The sequence below is a fragment of the Serratia plymuthica NBRC 102599 genome, from assembly GCF_001590925.1.
In the GTDB taxonomy this organism is placed as follows: Bacteria; Pseudomonadota; Gammaproteobacteria; order Enterobacterales; family Enterobacteriaceae; genus Serratia; species Serratia plymuthica.
In genome coordinates, this window is sequence record NZ_BCTU01000005.1 from 133,997 (window position 1) to 156,796 (window position 22,800).

Sequence of the window (22,800 nt, forward strand, 5' to 3'; positions counted from 1 at the left end):
AACGGAGCAAGGCATGGACTTCCATCACCTGCAGTATTGGCAACACCGGGCGCAAGCCCTGAACATTGAGAACCGACTGTTTATTAATGGCCGTTATCAACAGGCCGCTGAAGGCGAAACCTTTACCCTGGAGGATCCTGCCGCGCAGCGCGAATTGACGCAGGTGGCGCGGGGGAGCAGCGCCGATATCGATCTGGCGGTCAGTGCGGCGCGCGAGGTGTTTGAGCGCGGCGACTGGTCACGGGCCGCACCGGCGCAACGCAAGGCGACCCTGCTGCAACTGGCGGCATTGATGGAGCAGCACCACGAGGAGCTGGCGCTGCTGGAAACGCTGGATACCGGCAAGCCGATCCTCCACAGCCTGCGCGACGACGTGCCCGGCGCTATCCGCTGTCTGCGCTGGTACGCCGAAGCTGTCGATAAGGTCTACGGCGAAATCGCCCCTACCGGCGGCGACGCACTGGCGTTGATCGAACGCGAGCCGATCGGCGTGGTTGGCGCTATCGTACCCTGGAACTTCCCGCTGCTGCTGGCCTGTTGGAAACTCGGCCCGGCGCTGGCCACCGGCAACAGCGTGATCCTCAAACCTTCGGAGAAATCCCCGCTGAGCGCGATCTATCTGGGCAAACTGGCGAAACAGGCCGGGTTGCCGGACGGCGTGCTGAACATCATCCCCGGTTACGGCCAGGATGCGGGCAAGGCGCTGGCGCTGCATAACGACGTCGACGCGCTCACCTTCACCGGTTCAACCCAGGTCGCCAAACAGCTGATGATCTACGCCGGGCAATCCAATATGAAACGGGTGTGGCTGGAAGCCGGCGGCAAAAGCGCCAATATCATTTTTGCCGACTGTCCGGATCTGGATAAAGCGGCACAGGGCGCGGCGGCGGGTATCTTCTACAATCAGGGGCAAGTGTGTATCGCCGGTACCCGGCTGCTGGTGGAAGAGAGCATTCAGCAGGAATTCTTGCAAGCCTTGCGCAAGCATGCGGCAGCCTTTGTGCCGGGCGATCCGCTCGATCCGACCACGGTGATGGGCACGCTGATCGATCAGGCCCACTGTGAAAAAGTGGCGGGTTATATCGAACAAGGGTTGAGCCAGGGCGCAGCGCTGTTCCTTGACGGTCGCGAGCACCCGCGCAGCGGCCATGCCGGTTATCTCGGCCCAACCATTCTCACCCAGGTGGATAACGCCATGAGCGTGGCGCGCGATGAGATTTTCGGCCCGGTACTGGCGGTGACGTCCTTTAACGGCGAACAGCAGGCATTGCAATTAGCCAACGACAGCGAATACGGCCTGGGTGCCGCCGTCTGGACACGCGACCTATCCCGTGCCCACCGCATGGCTCGCCAGTTAAAAGCCGGTTCGGTTTTCGTCAATAACTACAACGACGGAGACATGACCGTGCCGTTCGGCGGCTACAAGCAAAGCGGCAATGGCCGCGACAAATCGCTGCACGCGCTGGATAAATTCACCGAACTGAAAACCACCTGGATTTCGCTGGAATAAGGGCCCCCATCATGACTGAACACGTAAAAAGCTATTATGCGGCTTCGGCCAACAGCCATCAGCCCTACCCGCAACTGAATGAATCTATTGAATGCGACGTTTGTATCGTCGGCGGTGGCTACACAGGTCTGTCTTCTGCGCTGTTCCTGGTAGAGGCGGGCTACAACGTGGTGGTACTGGAATCCGCCCGCATCGGCTTCGGTGCCAGCGGCCGTAACGGCGGCCAGTTGGTGAATTCCTACAGCCGCGACATTGACGTCATCGAAGAACGCTATGGCGCAGAAAGCGCCCGGATGCTCGGCAGCATGATGTTCGAAGGCGCAGAGATCATTCGCAGCCGTATCAAGCGATACGCCATCGAATGCGACTATCGCCCCGGCGGCATCTTCGCCGCGCTGAACAACCGGCAATATCATGCGCTGATCGAGCAGAAACAAAATTGGGAGCGCTACGGCAATACCCAACTGGAGTTGCTGGACGCAGAGCGGATCCGTGAAGAAGTGAACAGCGAACGCTACGTCGGCGCGCTGCTGGATCACAGCGGCGGCCATATTCATCCGCTGAATCTGGCGCTCGGCGAAGCCGAGGCGATTCGCCTGCAGGGCGGGCGCATCTTCGAGCAGTCGGCGGTGACCCATATTCGCCACGGCGAACCGGCGCTGGTCAGCACTGCCGGCGGCCAGGTGAAGGCTCGCTATGTGATTGTGGCCGGTAATGCTTATCTGGGCGACAAGCTGGAACCCCGGTTGGCGAAACGCAGCATGCCGTGCGGCACGCAGGTAGTAGCCACCGAACCGCTGGCGCCGGAAGTGGCGCAGTCGCTCATCCCGCAAAATTACTGCGTGGAAGATTGCAACTACCTGCTGGATTATTACCGCATTACCGGCGATAACCGCCTGCTGTACGGCGGCGGCGTGGTGTATGGCGCACGCGATCCGGACGATATCGATAATCTGATCCGGCCAAAACTGTTGAAAACCTTCCCGCAGTTGAAAGGCGTTCGCATCGACTACCGCTGGACCGGCAACTTCCTGCTCACGCTGTCGCGCATGCCGCAATTCGGCCGGCTGGAGAATAATGTGTATTACATGCAGGGCTACAGCGGTCACGGCGTGACCTGTACCCATCTGGCGGGCAAGCTGATTGCCGAGCTGATGCGCGGCGATGCGGAGCGTTTCGATGCCTTTGCCAAGCTGCCGCACCTGCCGTTCTTCGGTGGCCGCAACCTGCAAATTCCGTTCACCGCGATTGGCGCAGCCTACTATACGCTGCGGGATCGGATTGGGGTGTGATGCTGAGGGGCCCAGCATGCTGGGCCCTTTATGCCAAGGATCAAACGATCTTCGGTTGACCGTCTGATGCGGTCGCGCCGCCGTCAACCGGGATGTTGGCGCCGTTGATAGAGCTGGCGTCGTCGCTGGCCAGAAACGCCATTACCGCCGCCACTTCTTCCGGCTCTGCCGCACGCCCCAACGCAATGCGCTCGTTGAACTTGTCGCGGATCTCCTGCGGCCAGCCATTGGTCATATTGGTTTTCACCAGGCTCGGGCACACCGAGTTCACGCGCACACCGTCACCGCCGTGATCCAGCGCCATGGCACGCGTCAGGTTGACCACCGCCCCTTTCGCCGCGCAGTAATATGCCGCGCCCCAGTCGCCACCCAGGCCGGAGACCGAGGCGGTGTTAACGATACAGCCCTTGGTTTTCAGCAGATAAGGCATGGCGAATTTGGAACAGAACACTACGCCGTCGATATCCACCCCAGCGATGCGTCGCCAGTCGGCCACGCTGGTTTCCAGCACTGTACCCGCCACGTGCACGCCGGCATTGTTCAGCAACACGTCGATGCGGCCCAGTTTTGCCGCCACCTCGTTCATCATTTTTTCAACCGCAACCGGGTCGGAAACGTCGATGTGTACCGCCAGCGCCCTGCCTTTCGGCAGCGAGGCGGCAACGGTATCTACCGCGTCCTTCGCCCAGTCCGCCAGCACCACCACAGCGCCCTCGGCAGAAAATCGGCGTGCCGCCGCTTCCCCCATCCCATTGCCTGCGCCGGTGATCACTACCACTTTATTGTCGAAACGCATGAAACCTCCTCCATGTGAATGTATTTCTATAAATCATACAAATCCTGCTGAGATCCGAGGATAAAACTCATGGAGGGCAAGGGCCAGTCAAAACGTGCGGTTTATTAACCAAAAAGAGGTATGTTTCGGTAATTCAATACGCAAGGCGAGGCATTATCAGAATTAAGCCAATGCTTTGATCACATTAATAAAATAAAGAGGCGGGACTATTTCAATGAGGGATTATCAGTAATCTATAAGTTCAATAACGTCCCTACACCGCCGTTCATTGGATAAGCGGCAGTAATAGGAAATCGTCGCCGCTTCATTTAGCGGCGACGATGAACAAGCTTATTTCTTGTCGATGGGGATCACCAACAGATCAACCTGCAGGTGGTTGATGGCCTGTCGCGCCGATGACATCAGCCGGCTCCAGATATCCTGATGATGACCAAAAATCACCAAATCAATGCCCTTCTCCTTCACCACCCTGTTCAGCTCTTCCGTCAACTCGCCGCGCCCGATAATCACCTCTTCCACCGGATAAGATGACCGGGCCTGGATCGCACTCAGTATGTTTTTTGCACGCTCGGTAAATGTGCTGTCGGTGTAGTCGTATTCACCCACGCCCAATTCGGCGTAATAGCCGGTACGGTGGATATCGATATAGATCAGGGATAGCCTGGCATTGAGCGCGTCGGCCAACCTGGCGCCTTTACCGAGCAGAAGCTCCGCATCTTCGCTGAGATCGGTTGCGACAACGATATGTTGATAAACCATGATGACTGCCCTCCGCATTGCGCTTATGAACAGAAATGCGCCCAAAAAGGGGCTTTTTGCCTATTTCTTATGCACTTTAAGTTTAGTTCAGCGTTGAAATTATCGCCTGCCTTGACCCGTTCGTTCTTGTCATGGAAGGATGTATCCTGACCGACAAACATAAAAAAACCCCGGCGTTTAGCCAGGGTCATCAAGGTTTGCCGGTTACTTTCCCGACCGTCATGTTATGGCGTAAGCGTCCATCGAACACTCCAACGTTACGCAGCCTAAGCACAACCTTTTCACAACAGAAAAAAAGACTGAGACGCTGCTTTATTATTTATGCGCCAATCTGTTTTGCTGTTGCCAATAATAAATTATTGGAACGTCATCGAGGAATCGAACCCCAGTCCGCCAGTAAATAAATTCACCGCCGCTCTTCCTGCTGAGCTAATGACGTATTCATTAATACTCCGGGCGAACCCGGAGTTTATTCGGGCAACGCTTTTATTTCTCATCCGCTCCGGCTTAAGCCATCATCGCTATCGCAAGAAATAAAACATTACCTAAAAATTATAAAACCACTACGTTGCCTGCTGAAGGGCCTTTTGCACCACTTTCGATGGTGAACTCAACGCGCTGGCCTTCATCAAGAGTTTTGAAATCATTGCTCTGAATGGCAGAGAAGTGTACGAACACGTCTTTGCTGCCGTCTGCCGGAGAGATGAAACCAAAACCTTTACCTGCATCAAACCATTTTACCAAACCAGTCATTTTAGTAGACATAGATATTTCCTTTATATTTTGAGACGCCATACGGCGATAGAGGTCTGTTTTTGTTGGAAACTTATTGGGCACTAGAGAAGGTAATTCGCGGGAGAAGAGGTATCTATGGGATATCACTAATACTGAGAACTGCTTTACTAAAACTGCTTTCATAAGGTCTGTACTACAAACCGATGACGCTATTTACACACAGTCAGATTATTTAAGCAAGGAATATTTATAATTATATTTATACAGCCTATGAATTTATTACGTTCAACACGATGAAAACTCACCGCTGAGAAAGGCAGCATAAAGACGGAGGAAAAATTTTCCGCTCCGCACAGATATCGGGATGGATTATGGCCGCGATTCATTATAAAACAGCTGACATGTTCCTTTCTGATCGGCTACAGCATGATGATCGATATGTCCGCGGTAATCGCCGTTTTCACCCTGTATGTGGTCGGCGTAGTGGTGCCTGGCCCCAACTTTGTCGCCGTAGCGCATAAAGCCGTATCTGCGCGCCGGGCGGAAGCCTTTGCTCTGGTAGCCGGTATCGTGCTGGTCAATCTGTTCTGGGCCAGCGGCGCGATTCTCGGCATCGGCCTGGTTTTTGCCCTGTTCCCCTGGCTGGCGATGGCGGTCAAAATCGCCGGTGCCGGCTATCTTATTTGGTTTGGCTGTCGCCTGTTCGCCAAGGCAAAACCTGTCTCGGGTTTGATAAGCGCCAGCACCCGTGAAAAAAGCGGATCACGTGTCGCTTTTGTGCAGGGTATCGCAACCAATATTGCCAATCCTAAATCTGTCGCCTTCTACGCGGCGGTATTCTCTTCAGCGGCACCGGCGCATGTCTCAGTGGCGACCTTCGTCGCCATGCTGGCGGAAGTGGCGGTGATTGCCGGTAGTTGGTACGGGCTGGTCGTCCTGGTGCTGTCGCACGCTCCGATTGCCAGCGCCTATCGCCGCAGCAAAGCCCATATCGATCGGGTTTGCGGCGCGTTGATCGTCGGGCTGGGAATACGGCAGTTATTGCGTTGACGATGGACGATATACCCAATTTATCAGACTGTTTACCAGGAAAAACCATGAAAATAACCGACCTTCCCTTCGGTATCACGGACTGGCAAGACATCGCCGCAACGGAGCACCCAGGCATTACCGGCATGGCCTATTGGCGAACTCGCCGGTTCGGCGACCTGCGCGTCAGAATGGTTGAGTACACGGCCGACTACCTCGCGGACCACTGGTGTACCAAAGGCCATATTCTTCTGTGCCTGAGCGGTGAATTGCATACCGAGTTGGCCGATGGCCGACGCTTTGTTCTGCTGCCGGGCATGAGCTATCAGGTGGCGGACGACGCCGAACCGCACCGCTCGTCAACGCAAGGCGGTGCGCGGCTGTTTATCGTCGATTAATGCCTGCGCTGGATTGCCGGCGTTGCCAGCCTTAGGCCCTAACCGATAATCGCGATGCCCAATCGTTCCATGATCTGGAACGCCTGATAACTGTCCAGTTTTACCCCCTGCAAATCGACGCCGCGCACGTCCAACTCACCCAATTCAGAATTGGTCAGGTCGCAATGGGTAAAGTTGGCGGCACGCCAGTCGAATGAAGAAAATTCGCCGCCTGAGAGATCGGAGCCGCTAAAGGTCGCGCCGAGGATCTGCGCCCCATTCCAGCGGTTTTCCCACAGCTCGCACTTCTCCAATACCACTTTCGAAAAATTGGCGTAGCTGAGGTTGGTTTTGGTGATGTAAGCGCTGCAGAACCCGATACGCGTGGTGATCATGTTCATAAAACTGGCACCGCGAAAATCGGCGCCCTGTGCACGGCACTCGAGAATTTCAATGCCCAGCGCATTGGCATTTCTGAAATCCGCCATCGATAAATCGCAGTTTTTGAAGCTGGCTTCTTTCAACAGCGCGCGGCTGAAATTGCCGCCTTGCTGGCTCTCGCGATCATAAAACTGACAGCCGATGAACTCGGTGCCGGTCAGATCCGCACCCGAGAAATCACAGTTGCGGAAGGTGCCGTTTTCAATCTTCTCGCCGGTAAACCGGTTACGGCCAATTTTTTCACCATCCAAAGCCAACGTCATTGCAACCACCCTGTTTATTTATACAGTCAATGACACATTATAAGCCGATCCGTACGGCCGGGAAAACCGCTTTGGCCTATTTTCTCCGTCGTAAGGCACAAAAAAAACCGCATGCGGCATGAGGGAATTTATGCCTGTTTGACCTTGATGCGGTTCATGTTCATGCCGGCGGTCTGAGCTTGTAATGCACCCTGTGCAATCAAGGCGTACAGACGGAAATTCAAAAAGGTATCCCCCACCGGATAAGGTGAGTTCACCATCGCCTCGCCCACAACCCGCGAACCCTGGGTGTAATCGTCAGGGCAGGCGTCAAGCAGTTGACGGTCATGAAAATCCTGCGCCTGGCCGCGAACCGCGTTTTCCGCAAAGATTCGTACCGGGGCATTCTCCGCCAGCAGGCGTTGCCAATCGGCGATAAGCGCCGTTTTGTCTGCCGTCGTCAGCTCACGCCGCCTGATCCACAGCGGTTCCAGCATCTCCGTCGCACACCAGCCGGTGCTCGGTCGCCCAGTGTGTTCGGTTACGCTAACGACAAAGATCGGGCGTTCGCCAAGCAGCGGCAGCAGTGCACGCAGCATCAGTTGTTCATCGGCATTATCGCCGACCCACAGGGTCACTTGCCCGGTCACGGCGGCAAGTTGCGCTTTTAACGTCGCCATCCCCGCCTGACTCTCTTCGGAGGTGTCCCACTCAGGTGCGTGAACGGATTGGTACAGATCGCGAAACCAGCGGGTTCTGGCCTGCATCGCGACTTCGTCGTCGAGCGCATACAGCGGCCCGAATGACAGCCGGTCGGGAAAATCCAGTACGTCTTCTCCCGGGTAAGCCAGCCGCACACAACTGCCCGACAATGCGATATGCACATCCTTCATCAACGCTCTCCTCACGCTCTTTCTTAAGATAATCCTGAGGTCGATTTTACAACTTTTCCCGTTTCGCTCTATGACAAACAATCCGAATCTGCCGGACAAAAAGCAAAAAACCGCCCAGAGGGGGCGGTTGATGATCGGCGGCAGGCGCTTACTTCAAGGCTTCCTGTATGGCATCCGCCATGGGGCCAATGTGCTTTTCGGCAGCTTTCAGTTGAAAATCCACGCCGTTGCCGTCGTTGGTATCGGACAAGGTGGCCTTGATCAGCTCCAGCGCCGCCTGCACGGCCACTAGCCTTTTATGCTGCTCGTCCGTGACGGGTTTGGAGCTCATCGTCGCCGGGTAGTATTGCTCTAACATCATTCTCTCCTTGTGATTGGGCCAACCCCTACCCTATCAGTCTTTCCCCCCTTTCTCTAATGAGGCAGATCACTGTATCGTCCCTCTGGCGTCTGGGTGGTGAAAAAGCGAACTAAAATGATGTCGCCGAGGCTCCACCTCGCTTGCGGGGCTTTAGCGAAACTCAACCCAACTGGCGCCGGCATCGGCGGAACGCACGCAGTTTTCGACCCAACGCACGCCCATCGCCCCGGCATGCACGTCGGGGTACCAGAAATCTGCCAGGAAAGCCTCGTCCCGCCGGTCGGTGGCGTCCATCGCCAGCGCAAAACGTCGGTACAGATTTGACCAAGCTTCAAACAGCCCCTCGGGATGACCGCCGCCAATCCTGTCGTCCGCCAACGCGGCGTGATCCAGGTAAGGCATGCCGCGCTCCAGAATGCGCACCGGCTCGCCCTGCACTTCAAAACGCAATTGGTTAGGCTGTTCGTCCCACCATTCCAGGCTGGCCTTCTCGCCGACGATGCGCACCTTCTGGCCGTGCATCGAGCCGCTGTTGACCGCCGAACACCACATTGAACCGACCGCGCCGTTGTCGTATTCCATCAACACGTAGGCATTGTCTTCCAGCGGCGCACGGGTTTTGACAAAGCTCTGGCGGCTGCACATCAGGCGTTTGATCTTCAATTGCGGCACCATGGTTTCCGCCAGGAACAGCGGATGGGTAGCCAAATCGCCCAAGACATAGCTGGGGCCGACAAAACGCGGATCCACCCGCCAGCGCGTGCTGGGGTTCTCTTGCTCTACTGGCGCGGCGTGGAACCCGTGAGAGAACTGCATGTTGATAATGCGAATGTCGCCCAGCAGGCCGTCGGCGATCATCTGGCGGGCCTGCAAAATCAACTGGTGGCCGGAATAGCCGTAGGTGACACCGATAATTTTATGCCGCCTTTGACTCAATTCGACCAGCCTTTGCGCCTCTTCGGCGGTAAAGCACAGCGGTTTTTCGCACACCACGTGCAGACCCGCTTCCAGCGCCGCTTGGCAAATAGCAAAGTGGGTGTTGTTTGGCGTGGCAATGGAAACCGCCTCGATACCCTCCGCCCTGGCGGCTTCTTCCCGAAACAGCGTGGCGTAATCCGGGTAACAGCGGTCCGCTGCCACTCCCAGGCTTTGCCCAAAACTGCGCCCGCGCGATACGTCGATATCGAACGCGCCGGCCAACAGAGTGAAAGTGCCGTCGCGCAGCGCCGCAGAACGGTGGATATAACCGATTTGGCTGGTGCCGCCGCCGCCGACCATGCCCCAACGCAGGGATCGTTCCAGAGGTTTAATGCCGTTGATCATCACGTTTCTCCCGATTAAAAACCGACGGTTCGTAAATAATTGAGGCTTTCCGTTACGTCGCGCAGGCTGCCCTGCACCTGACGCGGATCCCGTTCCTGCTCAATGGTGATCCAGCCCTGATAGCCGCGTGCTGCCAATAATTCGCGCACGGCTGGATAATCAATTGCACCCTGCCCCAGTGGGCACATCACCCCTTGTGCGCAAGCGGTAAAGAAATCCAGCCCGCGTTTCAGCACGTCATTGAACACCTGCGGGTTAACATCCTTGAAGTGCAGGTAATCAATCCGGGAGAAATAGCGTTCGAGCCAGATGACCGGGTCCATACCGGAGTAATACAGGTGCCCGGTGTCCAGGCATAATCCGGCGGTTTGGTGCGGAATTTGGTTGACCAACAGCTCGATTTCATCGGCGAACTCGATACAGCCGCCGGCATGCGGATGGATCACCGGCCTGACGCCATATTCCTGCCAGGCAATCTCGCTGACCGTTTTGATGTGGCCGATCATCCGGTTCCAGTCGTCTGGCGCCAGCCGCGGTGCCTGCGATGATTGCCCGGCGAACCTGGCCCGCTGTGGATTGCCGAAGTCGATTATCACCAGATACGGCGGCGAGAAATGGCCTTCGCAAATGGGATGAGCCTTGGGCGCCTGCGACAAATTGCGACAAATGCTATGGGTCAGCGTCAGGATGTGCGCGAAGTTCTGCTCGCTGGCCAGATCGTCAAAAATGGTGCCGGCCACCAGCGACAATTGGTGGTGGTGCAACGCTGCGGTCAGGGCCGCGGCCTCGATTGGCAGGTAGCCCCACGGCCCCAGTTCAATGCTGTGATAGCCTGCTGCGTTCGCCTCCTGTAGCACTTGGGCGTAAGGGGGAAGATAAGGATTTTGGGGATCATCCACACCCCAACTGCAGGGGGCATTGGCGATAGGCAAGGTCATTTTTCATTCCGTTTCGAGGTGGGTGTGACGCCAGTATCAAACAAATATTTCGAAACCATCAATGATGAAACTTTCATTTTTTGATGAAGATCGCGTTAAATTTGATAGTTAAAATGATAGTTTTTTATCAAACGCAGGCAAGCCGTAACCTGTGAGGTATCGGCGGTAATTCAGGGGAAACGGCCCGCAAGGGGGCCGGCGATCAGATATTTTCTTTGGTGATCAGATCAAAGCGGTTAATGATCTGCATAAAACCGGGGTGTTCTCCGCCGACGGCGGCGACAAAGGTGTTGATGACCGACGCGGCGAATTCATGAATACGGTGCGTCAACATCAGATCCAGCGTGCCGTCGATCAACGCCATCTCCGCGTTTTCCACAGGGCCATGACAAACCAGCATCACGTCGTGCTGCCTGCCGCTCTCCCGCAACGCGGCGATAATCCCTTCCACGCCGCCGCAGGGCGCATACAACGCCACCAATTCGGGGTGCTGCGCCAACATGCTCAAGGTGACCTGTCTGGCGCTCTCGGCCCGTTCATAGCTGCGTAGCGGCTCCAGCACCCGGTGGCCACTCAGGTGTTCGCGCAGGTAAGAGCGAAAGCTGATTTCGCAGGTTTCCTGGCACAGGAAGCGATTATCGCCGATGATAACCCCGATCTCCCCCTGTTTTCGACACATACGCTCTACCGCCCAGGCAGCGGTGCGACCGGCCTGCTGATTATCCAGGCCAACATAACCGGCCCTGCTGTGCACCGACAGATCCGACAGCAGCGTAAACACCTTAACGCCCTGGCGGCTGGCTTCTTCGACCGCATAACGGATCATCGGGTTATCCAGCGCCACCACCCCCATCACATCCACGCTCTGGCTCAGTTGCGTAATGGCCGCGGCGGTATCGCCTACCGCGCTGATGTCATGAGAAATGAACTGCGGCGGATGGGCCAGATCGTAGTACGGTGCGGCCTGTTCCAGCAGGCTTTCCGCTAACTGCGCATAGAAAGAATGTTCGCGTCTCAGCAGGACAAACCCCATTTTGAGCCGCACCGGCGACTGCCCGGCCACCTCAAACAACCGGTGAGACTTTTCGAGGGCAAAGCCCAGTTTTTTCGCCGCCGCGATAACTTTGCGTTCCGTTTCCGGCCGTACCGCCGCTCGCCGGTTCATCACCCGGTCAACCGTAGCAATGCCGACCCGCGCCTCCCGGGCGATGGCGCTCATGGTGGTTTTCTTGCCTGCCATACTCTTCCTCATCATGAATTTGATAAAAACTATCATGGTATCGATGACGGAAGAAACCCAGCCAGGGGTTTTGTGTGATCGGGCGCGTTAATAGCGATTTGAGTCGTTGCGGGGATCTAATATAGGGTGAAGCGCCTGAAGGGCCAGGCGTGATGAAAGACATCCGATCTTAGCGGGAGATTCAGCGGCCGGCGTTTAAGCTTATGGATCTCCGCCGTACTTTCCTCGCCCGAACGCAACGTCTGAATAGCGTAATTTTATTTTTTATCCGCCGTGTTCGGCATACCCTGGCAAATCACTACAGTTATCTTGATGGATATGGCCAATGGTGCTCCAACCCTGACAAGGACAAAGCGCCCGTGACCATCAGGTAAATCACCAAACCGCCAAAAGCGATCGCAACCATTATCTCAATGAATCTAAGTCGTTTATGCTCAGTCATTTGCCTACCTCTGCGTTTCAGGTGAAAATACGTTCACCTAAAACGTAGATAACCCGCTCCTTCACATCAAGGAAAACTCACAAAATGAAACACAACCAATAAGATTTATTGATAATTTACACAAAAACCCGTGAGCAATCCGGCTTACAGGCTAGAGAAGCTCCGCTCACCAACAATCCACTAACTGTTAAGTCATTGTGATGCTATGGTTTGTTTTTCACTGCTCGCCAATGTCGGTGAGCGCCAAGATTCACCGGTAAAATCTATCATCAGAGGGACTGCTATGATGTCTAAAGGTATTTCAAAGGGATTCTTTATTCTGATCCTTTTCATCGTAACTGCCGCTTTTCTGGACGTATTGGGTCCCTACTATTCGTCGGTGCTATGGGCCATCATATTGGCCGTGATTTTCCACCCGTTGAAAAACAAGCTTAAACAATATCTTGGCGACCGCAACGGCCTGGTCTCATTGTTAACGTTGCTGGTGATCTGCCTGATTGTGTTCACCCCGTTGGCGATCATCGCTTCGTCGCTGGCGCTCGAATTCAACGTTCTCTACGAAAAACTGCAGAACAACAATACCCAACTGCCTGCGATGCTGGCCGAAGTGATGCAGCATTTACCCGGCTGGGCACGGCATTTTCTGGCGGAGCATAACCTCGACAGCGCCGCGGAAATACAAAAGCAGCTTTCCGAAGTGGCGCTCAAGGGCGGGCAATTCCTGGCGGGCAGCGTATTCCTGATCGGCAAAGGCACGTTCAACTTTGCCGTCGGCTTTGGCATCATGCTCTATCTGCTGTTTTTCCTGCTGAAAGACGGCCCCTATCTGGTGACCCTGGCGCTTGAAGCGTTGCCGCTGTCCGAGCACGTTAAACACCACCTGTTCGTGAAGTTCGCCGCCGTGTCCCGCGCTACGGTGAAAGGCACCGTGGTGGTGGCGATTGTGCAAGGCGCCCTCGGCGGCCTGGCATTTTACATCACCGGCATCGATGGCAGTTTGCTGTGGGGCGCGCTGATGGCCTTCCTCTCCATCATCCCCGCCGTCGGTTCCGCCATTATCTGGGTGCCGGCAGCCATCTATTTCTTCGCCACCGGCATGCTGTGGCAAGGGGCATTCCTGGCCGGGTTCTTCGTGGTGATTATCGGGCTGGTTGACAACATTCTGCGCCCGCTGCTGGTCGGCAAAGACACCAAGATGCCGGATTACCTCATCCTGATTTCCACCTTGGGCGGCATGGAGATTTACGGCATCAATGGCTTCGTTATCGGCCCGTTGATCGCCGCGTTGTTCATCGCTTGCTGGAATATCCTTTCCGGCCGCGACAGCGAGGAGACCACCGACGAGATTGATGAAGCCTTTATCGAAGAAGGCAAGAATCACCCTGATGCCGGTTAAGCGGCGTTGAGGCACTGGTTTTGTTAATTCCGGGGGCCTGCACAGGCCCCCGACGTTTACCATCGCGTTACGCCGCCCCCCTTATGCTATCTTTGAGCCTGCTTTGTAACACTCACAGGGAAGACCGTGTTGAGCCATGCTTATCTTATATGCCACATTAGCCATAATCTTTACTCTGACCCGGCCTAACTAGCGTTGACACGTTTTCCCCTCTCATTCAGGTGCTCAGGGGCGGAATTCCAATATAGGATTTTTCACGGCATCATAAACGGCTGGTGAAGGCGGTTTGGGAAAACGGGCATTTGTGGCCGCCTTTATCGCGGCACGACAAAGATCAGGGTCACCTTCTTCGGCTCGCGCATTTATAAGCATGCCATCCGGTGCCAGCATAAGTCTTAAAGCGCATCGTTTACCGGCATATAAGCCGGCGTCTTGAAAATGGCTTTGAATAGCGGATCGTATCTGCATAGCATACTGGCTGGCCTCCGCCCCAGGTTGAGGCGCTGTTTTACCTTCGAAGGCGGCAAACATCTCATCGACCCCCTCATCAGACGGCACAGGTTTAATCGCAAAACTCGTCTTCGCACACCCCGTCACCAACAACGCGGCGATAACAAGCGATAATGCCGGCGCGCAAATCCCAACCCCCAAATGAACTCTCTTCATGATTCCCTTCTTTAATAGAATATCCACAGGAAAGAATAATAAACCAACACAGGCAAATTTAAGCAGCCTTAGATCACTGTATTGCAAACCTACATTAGGAAAGCGCATACCATCAGGCGTTCGAGGCAGAAGAAAAGCCCCGACGGATACCAGGGCTTGAATGACTGCCGGTGACTGTCACTTCAAACCGGGGCGCATTCAGTTTACTCAGGGTAGAATCAAAACTATTGAGTCGCCCTGATGTTTGAGTTTGGCTGTAAATTAACTTCCCCACCGTTTATTCGTTGGGTCATTCTCCTTATTCTCTTCCAGAGAAAAAGTGCCATTCTGCTGAGCAATTGCCTCGCCGGTATCAACAATCGCATTCTGGATAAACACACCATCACTGCCTTTATCATTCTTAATAAAAGTCAACTGATGAAATGCTGTTTTACTCCCCCAGTCGGCGGACGGCAAGGAAACAAATCTTATGGTATAAGTCTGTTCTTGAAATCCACCCTGCAGCACATAGAGTCCATAATGGTCTTCCCCCTGCGAAATGATTTTATAGACGCCGTTATCGTAGTAATAAATCTCAGCATCAGGGAAAGGTTTTTTCTCATACATCTTGCGATAATGTAGCACCTGCTTGTACGTTGGGTTGCCAAAGCGTGTTTCAAGCTTCCCATTCACCGTCTTGGTGGTCGCAGCATCCGTATTCGCTGCACTTACCGAAATTAACGCAACCAGCGTCGCTGTCAACATTGTTTTCATATCATTCGTCCAAATTCAATTATCCCATCGGGATTCAAAGATAGCCAAAATTAATTACAAGCACAATGAAACAACGGGAAAAAATAATATTAAACTCAATATCACACAATGCGTTACCTTTAATTTCATCTTGTTACCGTCAAAGCTGAATAGCTCCCATAGCATAAACTCACAGGAAGATAGATAAATACCAATCAAGACAAAAAATAAGCACGCTAATATTTAATAAAACAAGGATAATAAACGCAATAACAATCATTCGTGGCAACATCGATAAAAACGTTCGAAGTCATAGGTCACGGTCTTGGCGGCGATCGCGCCTTCCATGCCCTTAACAATCAGGTCGGCCGCTTCGAACCAACCCATGTGGCGAAACAGTAGATTACTATTAATAACAAATTTAATTATTTCTATTTAAACAGTAAGTTCGCATCATTTGACACTGTTTATAACCCCCTTGATTTCAAGAAATGTTTATCGGGTTTTGATAATGCTTTTTTTGCTTCTATACACAGTTATGGGGTGTAGGGATGGGGGGTGAATCCTCTCATGCTGTTCAGAAACCCTTCGAGAAACATCCCCTATACTTACCCTAAATCTGCATCGAAAAGGGTTGGTTATGTGTGGACGATTTGCCCAGGTACAGACCCGTGCCGACTATCTTGACGTTTTCGCCTCCGACCTTGAATTTTCCAGCGCGCTGGACAATGTTCCGATCGGTCGCTACAACGTGGCGCCAGGTACCCGAGTTCTGATGCTTAACGAACGAGACGATAAGTTCCTCTTGAGTGGGGTTACGACCCTGAATGGTGGAAAGAAATGAAACGCCAGCCGGTTATCAATGCACGTATTGAAACCGCAGCCACTACAATGCGCCGTAAATCCACGCTGGGATAACGGGAACTTACGGCGAGATATTCCAACGGGCGGTATTGTTATTTACAGCACATAATCAGGGAGAGTCCATCGTTTATTTCTCAACCACCTGATCTTTTGGTTCATAGCTAAATACCGCATCTGTCGATTGTTGCACGCTGACGCCTTTAGGGAGCTCAATTTTAACGATAGGTAAAAATTTACCTGTTGTATTTTTGTAGCTACGCTGATCCTGCTGCGCATACACTAGTCCCCCTCCATTCAGGTAAAACAGTGCTTCAATGGGTATGCCCTTCGGATTATTTTCATCCCAGGGTTTAACCATAATTTCGTTATAATTTAATCCATTTCCAAGATACGGCATCGCGAGCAATGTCTGATAAAACGCATCAGCCGGTTTTTTTGCCGTAGGTCTGACATCAAATGCACATACCCCCCAGGCTGACCTTCTGGCAATCGCTTTATTTAACTGATGAGCGGTAAATACGCCAAAATCCTGACATGACTGCCCTTTCTCAGGAGAAGGAGGTGAACCACAGTAGTTTCCCTGCCTCCCCCACGTATTTGCATCGAGGGCATAAGAGCATAATACCGAAACCTGTTCGTTCTCTGCCGGCGTCATTTTACCCGGAAAAAGAATAAACCCATTGGCACTGGCAATTGTAGTGTTGAATTTAGCATCCTTACGCAAGTAAGAGAATGACACGCCATTGTTTTTTATTGATGATGGATTGAGCCTCCAGAAATCAACTCCGGGTCTCGTCCCTCTCATTAACACGCCGGAGCAAAGAAATGCTGGGGATTGCTCATCTCCACAGTCTTTGGCTATGTTATTGTATTGTGCAGTCAGTATATCAGCGATATCATCTTTTACCTCCGAACTGATTTCTGATTCTGCAGCAAATACATTTACCGAAAAAAACACCATTCCAATAAGTGAAATAACGGCAGTTCGTTTCATAAGTCCTCTCTTAAAATTAAATTCGCATTGAATTTCACCATCATATGTAATTACGATGAGTGTGATTTCGTCTGAACTTCAATATGAATTTTTTCACCGAAATTATCATGTCGCAACTGTCAAAAGAGATAGTTGTCAGTCTCTGGCTGTACACTAGTCTTGTAAACAATAAAATCCCACCGATTAAATAAATGGAATGGTAACCATGGCTTCAGTTGACTTATATGATTTTTACTCAGACTTTACCGTGGATAGTTTTGATGATATCCACAGACTTCTTCACTCGATGAAATCAGCTATAGAGGTTGAATGGTATTATCTTATTTATTCAGATACTAAAAATGAAATAAAAAACCCGATTATTATTACAAATTATGATGAGTCTTTTTTAAAAGAACAAAGTGAAAAACAGTGCATAAGTCAGAATCCCATCGTGGAATATTGCTTGCACAACATTATCCCCCTAGTGTGGAGTGGGAACACGATGGAGACAAAATCAAATTTTTTTCATGATCTTAAAAGATATGGAATTCACCATGGTGTATCTTTCCCCCTGCATGGTATCAACAATGAATTTGGGAGCCTGATGCTGTCATTTCATTGCCATGAGAGTGACTACATTAATAAAATAAATAAATATATCGATAGATCGGTTGCGTTACGGGATGCAATCGTACATTACTTTCACATACTAAAATGCAAACGTAATACCATTACGTTAAGCAACAGAGAAAAAGAAATTTGCTCCTGGTATCTGATGGGTAAAACAACTTGGGAAATCTCAAAAATAATCAACTGTTCAGAATCAAATGTTAATTTCCACTTTAAAAAAGTGCGTCAAAAATTCAACACAAACTCAAGAAGCGCCGCAATTATTAAAGCCATACAGACTGGTCAACTCACATTATAAATGCTGTACTTCTGATAGTTCCGGTGTAAGCATCCCTGCAAAATGAACCGTTCACTTTTAGAGATATTCCGACATACTGAATATGTCTTTTGAAGGGATCACCATGCGAAAAGCCCGATTCACTGAGCACCAGATCATTGCCGTTCTGAAGACCGTGAAGTAACTGTCTGATATGGTGACCGGTGACGTTTTCCCCCATATGAACGTATCGAGGACAGCAGCTTTGAATTCATTGATTGACGATATATCCCCCAAGGACATTATTCCAGAATTCACGTGATAGGATTAATTCACTTGCGAGACGGCCACCCGACAAATGGTCAACCGTAGGACAGGCAGTGATTAAATGGGATTTGTCTGTTCAGGGCGCAAATTTACTGGATAGGTGTAGTTAAGTACCAAAATTGCCGAGTTTTGATAACCGTTGCAGTTTGAATAATAAGAACGGGAGCCCCAAGGCTCCCGTTCTTATTCAAACGCTAAATCACACTTACATATGTTTAACGATAGCGTCGCCAAACTCTGAACATTTCAGCAGTTTAGCGCCTTCCATCAGGCGTTCGAAGTCATAGGTCACGGTCTTGGCAGCGATTGCGCCTTCCATGCCTTTAACGATCAGGTCAGCCGCTTCGAACCAGCCCATGTGACGCAGCATCATTTCTGCGGACAGGATGATGGAACCTGGGTTCACTTTGTCCTGGCCGGCATACTTAGGTGCGGTGCCGTGGGTCGCTTCGAACAGCGCGCAATCGGAACCGATGTTGGCGCCCGGTGCGATACCGATACCGCCAACCTGTGCGGCCAGGGCGTCGGAGATGTAGTCACCGTTCAGGTTCATACAGGCGATCACGTCGTATTCCGCCGGGCGCAGCAGGATTTGCTGCAGGAAGGCGTCGGCGATCACGTCTTTAACCACGATCTCTTTACCGGTGTTCGGGTTCTTGATTTTCAGCCACGGGCCGCCGTCGATCAGTTCGCCACCGAACTCTTCGCGCGCCAGTTCGTAGCCCCAATCCTTGAAGGCACCTTCGGTGAACTTCATGATGTTGCCTTTGTGAACCAGGGTCACAGAGTCACGGTCGTTGGTGATGGCGTATTCGATCGCCGCACGCACCAGACGTTTGGTCCCTTCTTCGGAACATGGCTTGACGCCGATACCGCATTGTTCCGGGAAGCGGATTTTCTTCACGCCCATTTCGTCGCGCAGGAACTTGATCACTTTGTCCGCTTCGGCAGAACCGGCTTTCCATTCGATACCTGCATAGATGTCTTCGGCGTTTTCGCGGAAGATCACCATGTCGGTCAGCTCTGGCTGTTTAACCGGGCTAGGGGTGCCCTGGTAGTAACGCACCGGACGCAGACACACGTACAAGTCCAGTTGCTGGCGCAGAGCCACGTTCAGGGAGCGAATACCGCCACCGACCGGGGTAGTCAGCGGGCCTTTGATGGCAACGCGGTAGTCACGGATCAGATCCAGGGTTTCTTCCGGCAACCACACGTCTTTCCCGTAAACGTGAGTGGATTTTTCACCGGTGTAGATTTCCATCCAGGAGATTTTACGTTCACCGTGGTAGGCCTTTTTCACAGCCGCATCAACCACGTGAATCATAGCAGGGGTAACGTCAACGCCAATGCCGTCGCCTTCGATGAACGGGATGATCGGGTTATTCGGAACAACCAGTTTACCCTGGGCATCGACCGTAATCTGTTTACCTTCTGCCGGAACAACTACTTTGCTTTCCATCAACCTCTCCTTCAAGCGCAATTTTTGTTAATGCTTTGTAAGATGCGTGTAGATACTACTCGAATATTCAGTCCGCGCCAATCCGAAACGGATTCGGTTATAATGCGCCTATCATCCGTAATCTCAACTGTTATGAAAAAATTCCCTGTTAAAAATCACAACGTTAAACGATTCAGCAAGCCGAACGCCGCCAAACCCGCTGTAGCACAGGGTCCGCGCCGCGTGGTGTTATTCAATAAACCCTTCGATGTGCTCCCCCAATTTACCGATGAAGCCGGCCGCGCCACGCTGAAAGAATACATTCCTTTTCCCGATGTATACGCCGCCGGGCGACTGGATCGTGACAGCGAAGGGTTATTGGTGTTGACCAATGACGGCAAGCTGCAAGCGCAGCTTACCCAGCCGGGCAAACGCACCGGCAAAGTGTATTACGCCCAGGTGGAAGGCTCGCCGCAGGAAGCCGATCTGGCGCCGCTGCGCAGCGGCGTTACGCTCAAAGACGGCCCCACTCTGCCGGCCGGCGTGGAGTTGGTGAGCGAGCCGGAATGGCTGTGGCCGCGCAACCCGCCGATCCGCGAACGCAAGGCGATCCCCACCGCCTGGCTGAAAATCACCCTGTTCGAGGGCCGAAATCGCCAGGTGCGTCGCATGACGGCACATATCGGGTTCCCTACCCTGCGCCTGATTCGCTACAGTATGGGCGAGCTTTCCCTGGGTGCATTACAACCTGGCGAATGGAAAACCCTTGATTCGCTGTAGCCGGCCAACAAAGCGGCCGAGTGAAAAACCAAGGGTATGCCAGCACTTCAACCAGCCGCTGTAAGGGGCCGTTATGTTTAAACCGCACGTCACCGTTGCCTGCGTGGTTCACGCCGCCGGGAAATTTCTGATCGTCGAAGAAACCATCAACAACAAAGCGTTATGGAATCAGCCGGCCGGCCACCTGGAAGCCGATGAAACCCTGGTGCAAGCCGCCGAACGCGAACTGTGGGAAGAAACCGGCATCCGCGCCACGCCGCAGTCGTTCCTCAAACTGCACCAGTGGATCGCCCCGGACAACACGCCGTTTTTGCGCTTTTGTTTTGTCATTGAGCTGGAGCACCCCCTGCCCACCGAGCCGCAAGACAGCGATATCGACCGCTGCCTGTGGCTGAGCGCCGAAGAGATTTTGCAGGCGCCCAACCTGCGTTCCGGGCTGGTCGCGGAAAGCCTCCGTTGTTACCAGCAGCCGGAGCGCTACCCGCTATCCTTGGTCGGCAGCTATGATTGGCCGTTCTGAGATGAATAAGTGCCGTGCGCCGGCGCGGCCAACGTGGTAAAATCCTGCGCTTGTTTTTTATCGCACGGTTCGTGTTCAAGTTCGTGAGACTCCCATGTCAGACAACAGCCAGAAAAAAGTAATCGTCGGTATGTCCGGCGGCGTCGACTCTTCCGTTACTGCCTATCTGTTACAGCAACAGGGCTATCAGGTCGCTGGGCTGTTTATGAAGAACTGGGAAGAGGACGATGACGAAGAATATTGTTCCGCAGCGACCGATTTGGCCGATGCGCAAGCGGTATGCGACAAACTCGGTATCGAGCTGCATACGGTGAACTTCGCGGCAGAGTACTGGGACAACGTTTTTGAGCTGTTCCTCGAAGAGTACAAGGCCGGTCGCACGCCGAACCCGGACATCCTGTGCAATAAAGAAATCAAATTCAAAGCCTTCCTGGAATTCGCCGCAGAAGATCTGGGGGCGGACTTTATCGCCACCGGGCACTACGTGCGCCGCCAGGACGTGGACGGCAAAAGCCGCCTGCTGCGCGGCGTCGACGGCAACAAAGACCAGAGCTACTTCCTGTATACCCTGAGCCACGAGCAGGTCGCGCAAAGCCTGTTCCCGGTCGGTGAACTGGAAAAGCCGGAGGTGCGCCGCATCGCCGAGCAGCTGGAGCTGGTTACCGCCAAGAAAAAAGACTCTACCGGCATCTGCTTTATCGGCGAGCGCAAATTCCGTGATTTCCTCGGTCGCTACCTGCCGGCGCAGCCAGGCCCTATCGTCAACGTCGATGGCCAGACCGTCGGCGAGCACCAGGGGCTGATGTATCACACCCTCGGCCAGCGCAAAGGGCTGGGCATCGGCGGCATGAAGGACAGCAGCGAAGATCCGTGGTACGTGGTAGACAAAGACGTCGCCAACAACGTGCTGGTGGTCGCTCAGGGGCATGATCATCCGCGCCTGATGTCTACCGGCCTGATCGCGCAACAATTGCATTGGGTCGATCGCCTGCCGCTGAGCGGGCCATTGCGCTGTACGGTGAAAACCCGTTATCGCCAGCAGGATATCCCGTGCACCGTTACGCCACTGGATGACCAGCGTATCGAAGTGCGTTTCGACGAGCCGGTCGCCGCCGTCACCCCGGGCCAGTCAGCCGTGTTTTATCAGGACGAAATCTGCCTCGGCGGCGGCATTATCGAACAGCGTTTACAGGAGTAACCGTGGCGAAGAATTATTATGACATTACGCTGGCGATGGCTGGAATCAGCCAGTCAGCGCGTCTGGTCCAGCAACTGGCCCACGAGGGGATATGCGATAAAGAAGCCTTGCATGTCTCGTTGAGCAGCCTGCTGCAAATGGACCCGCCTTCCACGCTGGCGGTGTTCGGCGGCGAAGAGCGCAACCTGAAAATGGGCCTCGAGACGCTGATGGGCGTGCTCAATGCCAATAACAAGGGGCCGGGCGCCGAACTGACCCGCTACACCATCAGCCTGATGGTGCTGGAGCGCAAGCTCAACGCCAATAAGCAGGCGATGAACCAGCTTGGCGAACGCCTCGGCCAGTTGGAGCGCCAGTTGGCGCATTATGATTTGGAATCAGACACCATTATCAGTGCGCTGGCCGGCATTTATGTCGACGTGGTCAGCCCGCTCGGGCCGCGCATCCAGGTGATAGGTTCGCCGGCAATCCTGCAGAACACGCAGGTGCAGGCCAAGGTTCGCGCCACACTGCTGGCCGGCATCCGTGCCGCCGTGCTGTGGCAACAGGTTGGCGGCAGCCGCCTGCAATTAATGTTTTCTCGTAATCGTCTGTTTAAACAGGCGCAAAATATCGTTGCTCATTGTTAATCGATCCCAG

Annotated in this window: 23 protein-coding genes, 1 tRNA gene and 2 pseudogenes; 11 read left to right on the forward strand and 15 right to left on the reverse strand. The window is 53.3% G+C overall.

Annotated features, from left to right (window positions below; all coding sequences use genetic code 11):
* Positions 1-13 precede the first annotated feature (13 nt).
* A complete protein-coding gene (gene puuC / locus SPL01S_RS04080; protein ID WP_062870573.1) occupies positions 14-1,510 on the forward strand; it encodes an aldehyde dehydrogenase PuuC in 1,497 nt (498 codons plus the stop codon).
* 11 nt (positions 1,511-1,521) lie between these two features.
* Positions 1,522-2,802 (forward strand): NAD(P)/FAD-dependent oxidoreductase, encoded by a 1,281-nt coding sequence (locus SPL01S_RS04085; protein ID WP_063197725.1) that lies wholly within the window; start codon positions 1,522-1,524, stop codon positions 2,800-2,802.
* 40 nt (positions 2,803-2,842) lie between these two features.
* On the opposite strand, the gene budC is transcribed toward SPL01S_RS04085, so the two are convergent.
* From budC to cspE, 4 genes are all read right to left on the reverse strand, one after another.
* On the reverse strand, positions 2,843-3,598 hold the full coding sequence (budC, locus tag SPL01S_RS04090) for a meso-2,3-butanediol dehydrogenase (protein ID WP_063197727.1): 756 nt from the start codon (positions 3,596-3,598) through the stop codon (positions 2,843-2,845).
* A gap of 330 nt (positions 3,599-3,928) precedes the next feature.
* Entirely contained in the window at positions 3,929-4,357 is a 429-nt protein-coding gene (locus SPL01S_RS04095) for a universal stress protein (RefSeq protein ID WP_063197729.1), read from the reverse strand.
* A gap of 360 nt (positions 4,358-4,717) precedes the next feature.
* A tRNA-OTHER gene (locus tag SPL01S_RS04100) sits at positions 4,718-4,796 on the reverse strand.
* Positions 4,797-4,909: 113 nt separating this feature from the next.
* On the reverse strand, positions 4,910-5,122 hold the full coding sequence (gene cspE / locus SPL01S_RS04105) for a transcription antiterminator/RNA stability regulator CspE (RefSeq protein WP_004943356.1): 213 nt from the start codon (positions 5,120-5,122) through the stop codon (positions 4,910-4,912).
* 399 nt (positions 5,123-5,521) lie between these two features.
* Here cspE and SPL01S_RS04110 point away from each other — a divergent pair, with 399 nt between their 5' ends.
* Positions 5,522-6,142 (forward strand): LysE family translocator, encoded by a 621-nt coding sequence (locus tag SPL01S_RS04110; RefSeq protein ID WP_063197889.1) that lies wholly within the window; start codon positions 5,522-5,524, stop codon positions 6,140-6,142.
* Between the two features lie 47 nt (positions 6,143-6,189).
* A complete protein-coding gene (locus SPL01S_RS04115; RefSeq protein WP_013812555.1) occupies positions 6,190-6,519 on the forward strand; it encodes a DHCW motif cupin fold protein in 330 nt (109 codons plus the stop codon).
* A gap of 38 nt (positions 6,520-6,557) precedes the next feature.
* Here SPL01S_RS04115 and SPL01S_RS04120 read toward each other — a convergent pair whose 3' ends face one another.
* The 6 genes from SPL01S_RS04120 to SPL01S_RS04145 form a co-directional block, all read right to left on the reverse strand.
* On the reverse strand, positions 6,558-7,202 hold the full coding sequence (locus tag SPL01S_RS04120) for a Qnr family pentapeptide repeat protein (RefSeq protein ID WP_063197731.1): 645 nt from the start codon (positions 7,200-7,202) through the stop codon (positions 6,558-6,560).
* Between the two features lie 128 nt (positions 7,203-7,330).
* Positions 7,331-8,074, reverse strand: a complete 744-nt coding sequence (locus SPL01S_RS04125) for a DUF3658 domain-containing protein (RefSeq protein ID WP_063197733.1) — start codon at positions 8,072-8,074, stop codon at positions 7,331-7,333.
* 148 nt (positions 8,075-8,222) lie between these two features.
* On the reverse strand, positions 8,223-8,432 hold the full coding sequence (locus SPL01S_RS04130; RefSeq protein WP_004943339.1) for a hypothetical protein: 210 nt from the start codon (positions 8,430-8,432) through the stop codon (positions 8,223-8,225).
* A 153-nt stretch (positions 8,433-8,585) separates the two neighbouring features.
* A complete protein-coding gene (locus SPL01S_RS04135) occupies positions 8,586-9,758 on the reverse strand; it encodes a Gfo/Idh/MocA family protein (RefSeq protein ID WP_063197735.1) in 1,173 nt (390 codons plus the stop codon).
* 14 nt (positions 9,759-9,772) lie between these two features.
* The gene (locus SPL01S_RS04140; RefSeq protein ID WP_063197736.1) at positions 9,773-10,696 is read right to left on the reverse strand and encodes a TIM barrel protein; all 924 of its coding nucleotides are present in this window, start codon (positions 10,694-10,696) and stop codon (positions 9,773-9,775) included.
* 202 nt (positions 10,697-10,898) lie between these two features.
* Entirely contained in the window at positions 10,899-11,936 is a 1,038-nt protein-coding gene (locus SPL01S_RS04145) for a LacI family DNA-binding transcriptional regulator (RefSeq protein WP_063197739.1), read from the reverse strand.
* Positions 11,937-12,661: 725 nt separating this feature from the next.
* Here SPL01S_RS04145 and SPL01S_RS04150 point away from each other — a divergent pair.
* A complete protein-coding gene (locus SPL01S_RS04150) occupies positions 12,662-13,774 on the forward strand; it encodes an AI-2E family transporter (RefSeq protein ID WP_063197741.1) in 1,113 nt (370 codons plus the stop codon).
* A gap of 225 nt (positions 13,775-13,999) precedes the next feature.
* Here the strand turns inward: SPL01S_RS04150 and tolA are convergent, their stop codons facing one another.
* The 3 genes and pseudogenes from tolA to SPL01S_RS25145 all read right to left on the reverse strand — a co-directional run.
* Entirely contained in the window at positions 14,000-14,548 is a 549-nt protein-coding gene (gene tolA / locus SPL01S_RS04155; RefSeq protein ID WP_081113139.1) for a cell envelope integrity protein TolA, read from the reverse strand.
* A gap of 153 nt (positions 14,549-14,701) precedes the next feature.
* Positions 14,702-15,193 carry a hypothetical protein gene (locus tag SPL01S_RS04160; RefSeq protein WP_063197745.1) on the reverse strand — a complete coding sequence of 164 codons (492 nt, stop codon included), beginning with the start codon at positions 15,191-15,193 and terminating at the stop codon, positions 14,702-14,704.
* 279 nt (positions 15,194-15,472) lie between these two features.
* A pseudogene (locus SPL01S_RS25145) lies at positions 15,473-15,568 on the reverse strand (hypothetical protein); the annotation flags it as partial.
* Positions 15,569-15,812: 244 nt separating this feature from the next.
* On the opposite strand from SPL01S_RS25145, the pseudogene SPL01S_RS25645 reads away from it, so the two are divergent.
* Positions 15,813-16,063 (forward strand): annotated as a pseudogene (locus tag SPL01S_RS25645) (SOS response-associated peptidase family protein); the annotation flags it as partial.
* Between the two features lie 100 nt (positions 16,064-16,163).
* Here SPL01S_RS25645 and SPL01S_RS04175 read toward each other — a convergent pair.
* Positions 16,164-17,030 (reverse strand): hypothetical protein, encoded by an 867-nt coding sequence (locus tag SPL01S_RS04175; protein ID WP_063197749.1) that lies wholly within the window; start codon positions 17,028-17,030, stop codon positions 16,164-16,166.
* Positions 17,031-17,235: 205 nt separating this feature from the next.
* Here SPL01S_RS04175 and SPL01S_RS04180 point away from each other — a divergent pair, with 205 nt between their 5' ends.
* Complete coding sequence (locus SPL01S_RS04180) at positions 17,236-17,940, forward strand: helix-turn-helix transcriptional regulator (protein ID WP_063197751.1); 705 nt, start codon at positions 17,236-17,238, stop codon at positions 17,938-17,940.
* Positions 17,941-18,430: 490 nt separating this feature from the next.
* Here SPL01S_RS04180 and icd read toward each other — a convergent pair whose 3' ends face one another.
* Positions 18,431-19,684 carry an NADP-dependent isocitrate dehydrogenase gene (gene icd, locus SPL01S_RS04190; protein ID WP_004943319.1) on the reverse strand — a complete coding sequence of 418 codons (1,254 nt, stop codon included), beginning with the start codon at positions 19,682-19,684 and terminating at the stop codon, positions 18,431-18,433.
* 132 nt (positions 19,685-19,816) lie between these two features.
* Here icd and rluE point away from each other — a divergent pair, with 132 nt between their 5' ends.
* The 4 genes from rluE (at position 19,817) to hflD (ending at position 22,790) form a co-directional block, all read left to right on the forward strand.
* Positions 19,817-20,443, forward strand: a complete 627-nt coding sequence (rluE, locus tag SPL01S_RS04195) for a 23S rRNA pseudouridine(2457) synthase RluE (RefSeq protein ID WP_063197755.1) — start codon at positions 19,817-19,819, stop codon at positions 20,441-20,443.
* A gap of 73 nt (positions 20,444-20,516) precedes the next feature.
* Positions 20,517-20,963 (forward strand): NUDIX hydrolase, encoded by a 447-nt coding sequence (locus SPL01S_RS04200; protein WP_006324831.1) that lies wholly within the window; start codon positions 20,517-20,519, stop codon positions 20,961-20,963.
* Positions 20,964-21,057: 94 nt separating this feature from the next.
* A complete protein-coding gene (gene mnmA, locus SPL01S_RS04205; protein WP_004943312.1) occupies positions 21,058-22,161 on the forward strand; it encodes a tRNA 2-thiouridine(34) synthase MnmA in 1,104 nt (367 codons plus the stop codon).
* Positions 22,162-22,163: 2 nt separating this feature from the next.
* Entirely contained in the window at positions 22,164-22,790 is a 627-nt protein-coding gene (gene hflD / locus SPL01S_RS04210) for a high frequency lysogenization protein HflD (RefSeq protein WP_004943308.1), read from the forward strand.
* The last annotated feature ends 10 nt before the right edge of the window (positions 22,791-22,800 follow it).

Coding starts and splice junctions, on each gene's coding strand:
- SPL01S_RS04180 (WP_063197751.1), top strand. CDS start 17,236: ATGGCTTCAGTTGACTTATATGATTTTTACTCAGACTTTACCGTGGAT.
- budC (WP_063197727.1), bottom strand. CDS start 3,598: ATGCGTTTCGACAATAAAGTGGTAGTGATCACCGGCGCAGGCAATGGG.
- SPL01S_RS04140 (WP_063197736.1), bottom strand. CDS start 10,696: ATGACCTTGCCTATCGCCAATGCCCCCTGCAGTTGGGGTGTGGATGAT.
- SPL01S_RS04200 (WP_006324831.1), top strand. CDS start 20,517: ATGTTTAAACCGCACGTCACCGTTGCCTGCGTGGTTCACGCCGCCGGG.
- SPL01S_RS04115 (WP_013812555.1), top strand. CDS start 6,190: ATGAAAATAACCGACCTTCCCTTCGGTATCACGGACTGGCAAGACATC.
- SPL01S_RS04135 (WP_063197735.1), bottom strand. CDS start 9,758: ATGATCAACGGCATTAAACCTCTGGAACGATCCCTGCGTTGGGGCATG.
- SPL01S_RS04110 (WP_063197889.1), top strand. CDS start 5,522: ATGATCGATATGTCCGCGGTAATCGCCGTTTTCACCCTGTATGTGGTC.
- SPL01S_RS04125 (WP_063197733.1), bottom strand. CDS start 8,074: ATGAAGGATGTGCATATCGCATTGTCGGGCAGTTGTGTGCGGCTGGCT.
- puuC (WP_062870573.1), top strand. CDS start 14: ATGGACTTCCATCACCTGCAGTATTGGCAACACCGGGCGCAAGCCCTG.
- cspE (WP_004943356.1), bottom strand. CDS start 5,122: ATGTCTACTAAAATGACTGGTTTGGTAAAATGGTTTGATGCAGGTAAA.
- SPL01S_RS04150 (WP_063197741.1), top strand. CDS start 12,662: ATGATGTCTAAAGGTATTTCAAAGGGATTCTTTATTCTGATCCTTTTC.
- rluE (WP_063197755.1), top strand. CDS start 19,817: ATGAAAAAATTCCCTGTTAAAAATCACAACGTTAAACGATTCAGCAAG.
- SPL01S_RS04175 (WP_063197749.1), bottom strand. CDS start 17,030: ATGAAACGAACTGCCGTTATTTCACTTATTGGAATGGTGTTTTTTTCG.
- mnmA (WP_004943312.1), top strand. CDS start 21,058: ATGTCAGACAACAGCCAGAAAAAAGTAATCGTCGGTATGTCCGGCGGC.
- SPL01S_RS04145 (WP_063197739.1), bottom strand. CDS start 11,936: ATGGCAGGCAAGAAAACCACCATGAGCGCCATCGCCCGGGAGGCGCGG.
- SPL01S_RS04085 (WP_063197725.1), top strand. CDS start 1,522: ATGACTGAACACGTAAAAAGCTATTATGCGGCTTCGGCCAACAGCCAT.
- SPL01S_RS04095 (WP_063197729.1), bottom strand. CDS start 4,357: ATGGTTTATCAACATATCGTTGTCGCAACCGATCTCAGCGAAGATGCG.
- tolA (WP_081113139.1), bottom strand. CDS start 14,548: ATGCGCTTTCCTAATGTAGGTTTGCAATACAGTGATCTAAGGCTGCTT.
- icd (WP_004943319.1), bottom strand. CDS start 19,684: ATGGAAAGCAAAGTAGTTGTTCCGGCAGAAGGTAAACAGATTACGGTC.
- SPL01S_RS04130 (WP_004943339.1), bottom strand. CDS start 8,432: ATGTTAGAGCAATACTACCCGGCGACGATGAGCTCCAAACCCGTCACG.
- SPL01S_RS04160 (WP_063197745.1), bottom strand. CDS start 15,193: ATGAAAACAATGTTGACAGCGACGCTGGTTGCGTTAATTTCGGTAAGT.
- SPL01S_RS04120 (WP_063197731.1), bottom strand. CDS start 7,202: ATGACGTTGGCTTTGGATGGTGAAAAAATTGGCCGTAACCGGTTTACC.